Genomic DNA, 5,895 nt, shown 5'->3' on the forward strand with positions numbered 1-5,895 from the left:
TTCGTAGGTGCTGCCTTGGTTGTAAACCTGGACAACCAATTTCTTGGAAAGGGCGCATACGCAGGATGCTCCTACGCCGTGCAATCCACCCGAAACTTTATACGTGTCTTTGTCAAATTTACCACCAGCATGCAAAATGGTCATGACCACTTCGAGGGCAGAGACATCGCGTCCTTGTTTGAGCGATTCTTTTTCGTGTTTTTGGATCGGAATTCCCCGTCCGTTATCTTCAATTGTTGCGGCGCCATCTTTATGCAAAGTGACATAAATGGCGGAGCAATAACCAGCCATGGCTTCATCAATACAGTTGTCTACAGCTTCATAAACAAGTTGATGTAATCCATTGCTTGCTGTGTCGCCAATGTACATACCTGGGCGTTCACGCACAGCTTGCAGTCCCTCTAAAACAGTAATAGAGCTTGCATCGTAAGCTTTTTGGGCTATTATATTATCTTCTGAATTTAACGTATCGTTAGCCATTCAACAACCTTGATAAATGATTTAGTCTTATGCTTGAGGGGATTTTAACCCATTCGAAACACAATTCCTTTGATCATGACTTTTGGAAACTTTTCTCTCAAAATTCGTAAAATTCTAGGCTTTTCATTTTGATTTAGCAAACTGTGCAAGGTAGAATTTTTGACTTTGACGACAAAAATGCCGTCAGAAAAAGAAACGGCCTGGGTCATTCCAGCTAGCTTAGGTCCGATTACACCTGGCCAAGCAGCAAGGACTAGATCGGGATGTTCCTGATATTTTTCATGAATCCGTGCTAGGACAGCGGTTAACACATCGCTGACTTGATGAGTCGTGACTTCGGTTCCGTCGTAGTCCTTTGGGATGCGTCGTGTGTTTTTTCTCACGATTTCCTCATGGTCATTATGAGCATTTACTATAGCACATCTTTACACAGTGGATCAACACTTTATTTTCTCTTCATGAATCAAGTTTGGGAATTGGCTTTCAAGCACAAGGACAGCAGCTCCAAGAAGTGACGCGTTTCCTTGTGTGGCAGTTGCGACAACCTCTAATCTTTGAGTGGAGGCGGCAAGCGCGCGCGTTTGGATCCCGGCTCGGATTTCTTCAAGAAAATGAGGGTATCCAGATAAAATTCCTCCGCCGATAATGAGGCGTTTCGGGTTTAAGGCATTCACGATAGAGCTTGCGCAGGCAGAAAGCGCGTTGGCCGCATCGCTAACCACTTCGATTGCGATAGGATCATGCAGCTTCATCGCCTCAAAAACTAGAGCAGCGTCGATTTTATCGACATTTCCTTGAGCTAGTTCCAAAAGCGGCGTCAGTTTTCCGTGTTTTTTTAATTTTGTTTGCGCTCTTTTGGAAATTGCCCATCCGCCGCTAAAAGCTTCCACGCATCCATAATTTCCACATGTGCAAAGAGGACCATTCAACTCAACCGTCATATGTCCGATTTCTCCGGCTGTATAGGAATTACCCGAAAAGATCTGATTGTTGATCACAATTCCACCACCGACGCCAGTTCCCAAAAACATGCAAACAAAATTGGCGCATCCTTTTCCGGCTCCAAAAATCCATTCGCCTCTTGTCGCGGTGCGTACGTCATTATCTATATAAATAGGCAGGGATGTGAAACTTTCTAAACGTTTCTTTAGTGGTGTGTTTTTAAAAGGGAGGTTAGGGGTTGAGAGAATTGTAGCTGAGGCTGGGTCAATTTGTCCCGGAATCCCAATGCCAATCCCCGCAATTGAATCGCTCGTTTGCTTCTGAAGGTCTTGAATGACTTTTCCAATTTGATGAATAATAGCATCTAAACCATCTTTTGCTTTTGTGTGCGTTTTTGAGCGAAAAAGGATGGTGCCATCTGCATTTACTAAAGCCGTTTCAATTTTTGTTCCACCAACGTCGATTCCAATTGTCCATTTTTTAAATGTCATAAAACCTCTTTAGATCAAATGTAAAATCTATATTCAAAATGTTGTAGATGATTTGCTACAAGTAATTAATTACGATCAACTTTTAAATATTGTAATAAAACGTTGCTTTTTCTATGATTTGAGATGTAATGACGTATCTCAGATTAACCAATATTTACTAGGTTTTCCTCTCAAGATCTTATGAAAAATTCTCTTTTAATCAAAAAAGTTTTGCAAGAAGTTTTAAATACTAAAGCTTTTGAGCGTTTGAATCCTTTCCGGAATGCGGATGCATGGAGCTGCTTAGCAGACCAAGAAAAAGAACAGCTTGCTTCACTTTTTATCATGGAAGGGAAATCTTTGTTAAAAGAAGGTAAAAGAGAGGGAGAGGCTTCCTTAAGGCTTGCAGCTGAAGTTGCTCCGCGATCTCCTAAAATTTATTATGAGCAAGGTCTTGCTTATGCTTCCCAGCACAACAATTTAAACGATCTCGCAGCAGCATGCATTGCATATGGCAAAGCTGTTGAATTAGATGCTTCATTTTTTCACGCCTGGCGAGCTTGGGGTGCCATTTTAATGGAAATGGGAGCTTTTTATCATGATACCTCTCATTTTGAAGAAGCGGAAGAAAAATTTCAAAAAGCTTCGCAAGTTACGGGAACATGTACTGAGCATGAATTGGGCGCATTTTATTGGGAATGGGGTTTATGCGGAGCTCAGCATGGTAAAATCTCGGGAGAAGCAATTGATTATCGTGACGCCATTGAAAAATTTACGAAAGCCGTTGAGCTTGGAATCGATTATAAAGAATTTTGGAATGACTACGGAAATGCTATTGTCGATTTAGGCTATTTGGTTGGCCGTCAAGATATGTTTTTAGAAGCAGTCGAGATTTACCAGAAAGCTGTTAAAAATCACGACGACTTTTTCCAAGGTTGGTTTAATCTGGCGAGTTGTCTTCAGCATTTATTTGAAATTTCTGGTGATGAAGCTTTTTTTGAAGATGCGCAAAAATGTTTTGAACAAGCCTCTGAAATCAATGCGACCCACCCCATCCTTTGGTTTAAATGGGGAATGCTATTTTTATTTTCAGGGAAAAACCGTAAAGACCTCAATTTGTTAGCACAAGGTTGCAATAAATTTTCTAAAGCCGATGAATTAGACCCTAGTAATCCTTTGATTCTAAATAAGCTAGGTGACACTCTCATGACTATCGGGTCTTTGACAGAGAACCTGGACCTTTTGAAGCGCGCTGAAGATAAAATTGCACAAAGCGTGGAAATTGAGCCGGAAAATCCCCATTATTGGGCTGTATACGGAGAGTGTCTAAATGAACTCGGCCATTACTTTAATGATGAGGTTTACTACATTCAGGCGATTGGCAAGTTTCAATACGCCTTGTCGTTGAATCGAAGCAATCCTATTTTTTGGTATGGCTTAGCTGTTTCTCATTTTTCCTTGGGAGAGCTCAAGCAAGACAAGCATGTTATTGAAAAAGCTGTACGTTTTTACTCGCGTGTCATCGAATTTACAGATACGCCTTTCCCACAATTTTGGAATGATTGGGGAGTCGTTTTGATGAAATTGGCTGAAATGACAAGCGACAAACGATACATTGAATCGGCCATAGAGAAATTTGAGCATGCCATTGAAATGTATGGGGAAAATTATACCCACGAACCGCTAGATTTAGAATTCTGGTACAATTATGGCTGTGCACTAGATTTTCTTGGTGATTTCAATCAAGACGCTGCTTGTTATGAAAAAGCCATTCAAGTTTTATCTAAAATTCTACAAGTCCATCCAGCCTATACCCATGCACGCTACAATTTAGCACTAGCATATTCCCATTTAGGAGAATTGGTTGACGATTTTGAATTTTTCCAAAGAGCCGTTGAGCATTTTGAAATGCTTGTGAATGAAAATCCAGAAGATGAAATGGCTTGGAATGATTTGGGATTAACATACGTGCATTGGGCCTTATTAGTCGATGATGTTTCGACAGCGGATTCAAGTTCTGCCCTATATGAAAAAGCAGGGCATGCCTTTATGCAAGCTGTAGCTCTCGGTCATCTTCCTGTTTACTATAATCTATCCTGCCTCTATTCTTTAATCGGAAATCACGCAATCGCTTTACATTATCTGCAAAAGGCAGAAGAAGAAGATGCGCTTCCTGAAATTGACGATATTATGCACGATGAATGGCTAGAAGGGCTTCGCCATACCGCCGCTTTTCGTAATTTTATTTCGCAATTGACTACCAAATTCCGTCTTGAAGAAAACGAAAAATAATGACAAAGCTATCCAATGACAAAACCCTCAAGCCACCAAAGCTATCAAGAGCTCTGTAATCAAATTTGGTCGCATAATAAAGCTTATTACGTTGACCATCGCCCTGTAATTAGCGACGAAGAATTTGATCACTTGATGCATCAGTTGGAGCAAATGGAAAAAGAGCATCCAGAATGGATCTCTTCCGCTTCTCCGACCCAACGTGTTGGGGAAATGCTTACAGAAGGATTTCAAACAGTTGCTCATCGTACTCCCATGCTATCCTTAGCAAATTCTTATAGCAAAGATGAAGTACAAGATTTTATCCATCGCGTCAAAAAATTGACCCGATCGCAAGACGTTGCTTTTTCCTGTGAGTTAAAAATGGATGGAATTGCCATTTCTGCTCAATTTGAAAAAGGCATTTTTGTGCGTGGTATTACGCGAGGTGATGGAAAAAAAGGGGACGACATCACTCAAAACTTGCGAACCGTTGCGGCTTTCCCTTTGCAGTTGATCGGACCTTCCGCCCCTGACTTTTTAGAGGTTAGAGGAGAGATTTTTATGCCAAAACAAGTCTTCCAAAAACTCAATGCGGAAAAAGAGCTTGAAGGGGAAGATCTGTGGGCCAATCCTCGAAATGCGGCAGCTGGCTCATTGAAGTTGCTTGATCCTAATGAAACACGTCGCAGAAAATTGGATGTTGTCTTTTACGGCATAGGACAAGATTCTCAGGATGCCCTAACAAGTCAATTTGCTTGTCATGCTCTTTTAAAAAGTTATGGATTGCCCATTTTACACCAAGTTGAAAAGTGTCATACTCTAGAAGAAATTTGGGAATTTGTTGAAAAAGTGCGAACCCTTCGGGCATCTCTCCCTTTTGAAATTGATGGAGTGGTAGTTAAGCTCGATTCCTTAGCCGAACAAAAACGTTTAGGATCTACAGGGAAAAACCCCCGTTGGGCTGTGGCCTATAAATTTGCAGCTGAGCAAGCAGAAACAGACATTTATTCAATCACTGTGCAAGTGGGTCGTACAGGAGTTCTAACGCCTGTAGCTGAGCTTAAGCCCGTTTTTCTCGCAGGAAGCACGATCGCCCGCGCCACTTTGCATAACGAAGAAGAGGTTTTGCGAAAAGATATTCGAGAGGGAGATTCTGTGATCATCGAAAAGGGGGGCGATGTGATCCCCAAGGTTGTTTCGGTGAATTTTGACAAACGCAAATCGGATAGCCATCCTTGGAAAATGCCTACGCATTGCCCTAGTTGTGGCGCCTTGGTGGCAAGATCTGTAGACGAAGTTGCCGTCAAATGTCCTAATACTTTACATTGCCCCGAACAACAATTGCGCCGTTTGATCTATTTTGCAGGAAAATTTGCGATGGATATCGAGCATATGGGGGAAAAAGTAGTCGAGCAGTTAGTCCGACTTGGCTTTGTAAAACGTCCTTCCGACATTTATGCTTTAACAAGTGAGCAACTTTTTCAATTAGAAGGATTCAAAACTAAATCGGTCGAAAATCTCATCACCAGTATTGAAAAATCAAAAGATGTTTCTTTTTCTCGCTTCATTATGGCTTTAGGTATTAAACATGTGGGTGAAGGAACAGCTGAATTGTTGGCAAAGCGTGCAGGTAATGTACACATTTTGATGCAGATGACTACTGAAGAACTTTTGCACATTGAAGGGATTGGGGAAAAAGTAGCAACCGCGTTCGTTGAGGATTGTGCAG

The 5,895-nt window shown here is 41.4% G+C and carries 5 protein-coding genes; 2 read left to right on the forward strand and 3 right to left on the reverse strand.

The window, feature by feature from the left end:
* From AB7E63_RS13045 to AB7E63_RS13055, 3 genes are all read right to left on the reverse strand, one after another.
* Positions 1-480: ATP-binding protein (locus AB7E63_RS13045; RefSeq protein WP_428419637.1), on the reverse strand; the 480-nt coding region annotated here is incomplete at its 3' end.
* Between the two features lie 44 nt (positions 481-524).
* Positions 525-863, reverse strand: a complete 339-nt coding sequence (locus AB7E63_RS13050; RefSeq protein ID WP_006340294.1) for a DUF721 domain-containing protein — start codon at positions 861-863, stop codon at positions 525-527.
* 54 nt (positions 864-917) lie between these two features.
* Positions 918-1,913: an ROK family protein gene (locus tag AB7E63_RS13055; RefSeq protein WP_006340293.1), complete on the reverse strand. Its 996-nt coding sequence runs from the start codon at positions 1,911-1,913 to the stop codon at positions 918-920.
* A gap of 180 nt (positions 1,914-2,093) precedes the next feature.
* On the opposite strand from AB7E63_RS13055, the gene AB7E63_RS13060 reads away from it, so the two are divergent.
* Both AB7E63_RS13060 and ligA read left to right on the forward strand, forming a co-directional pair.
* Positions 2,094-4,184, forward strand: coding sequence for a tetratricopeptide repeat protein (locus tag AB7E63_RS13060; RefSeq protein WP_006340292.1), 2,091 nt, complete (start codon positions 2,094-2,096; stop codon positions 4,182-4,184).
* A 15-nt stretch (positions 4,185-4,199) separates the two neighbouring features.
* Positions 4,200-5,895, forward strand: a 1,696-nt coding sequence (gene ligA, locus AB7E63_RS13065) for an NAD-dependent DNA ligase LigA (protein WP_428419638.1), incomplete at its 3' end; no start/stop codon positions are given.

The sequence above is a fragment of the Parachlamydia sp. genome (assembly GCF_050255895.1).
GTDB lineage: Bacteria > Chlamydiota > Chlamydiia > Chlamydiales > Parachlamydiaceae > Parachlamydia > Parachlamydia acanthamoebae.

What these genes read in the sequence shown, in the direction of transcription:
- AB7E63_RS13060 (WP_006340292.1), top strand. Translation starts at nt 2,094, where the DNA reads ATGAAAAATTCTCTTTTAATCAAAAAAGTTTTGCAAGAAGTTTTAAAT.
- AB7E63_RS13055 (WP_006340293.1), bottom strand. Translation starts at nt 1,913, where the DNA reads ATGACATTTAAAAAATGGACAATTGGAATCGACGTTGGTGGAACAAAA.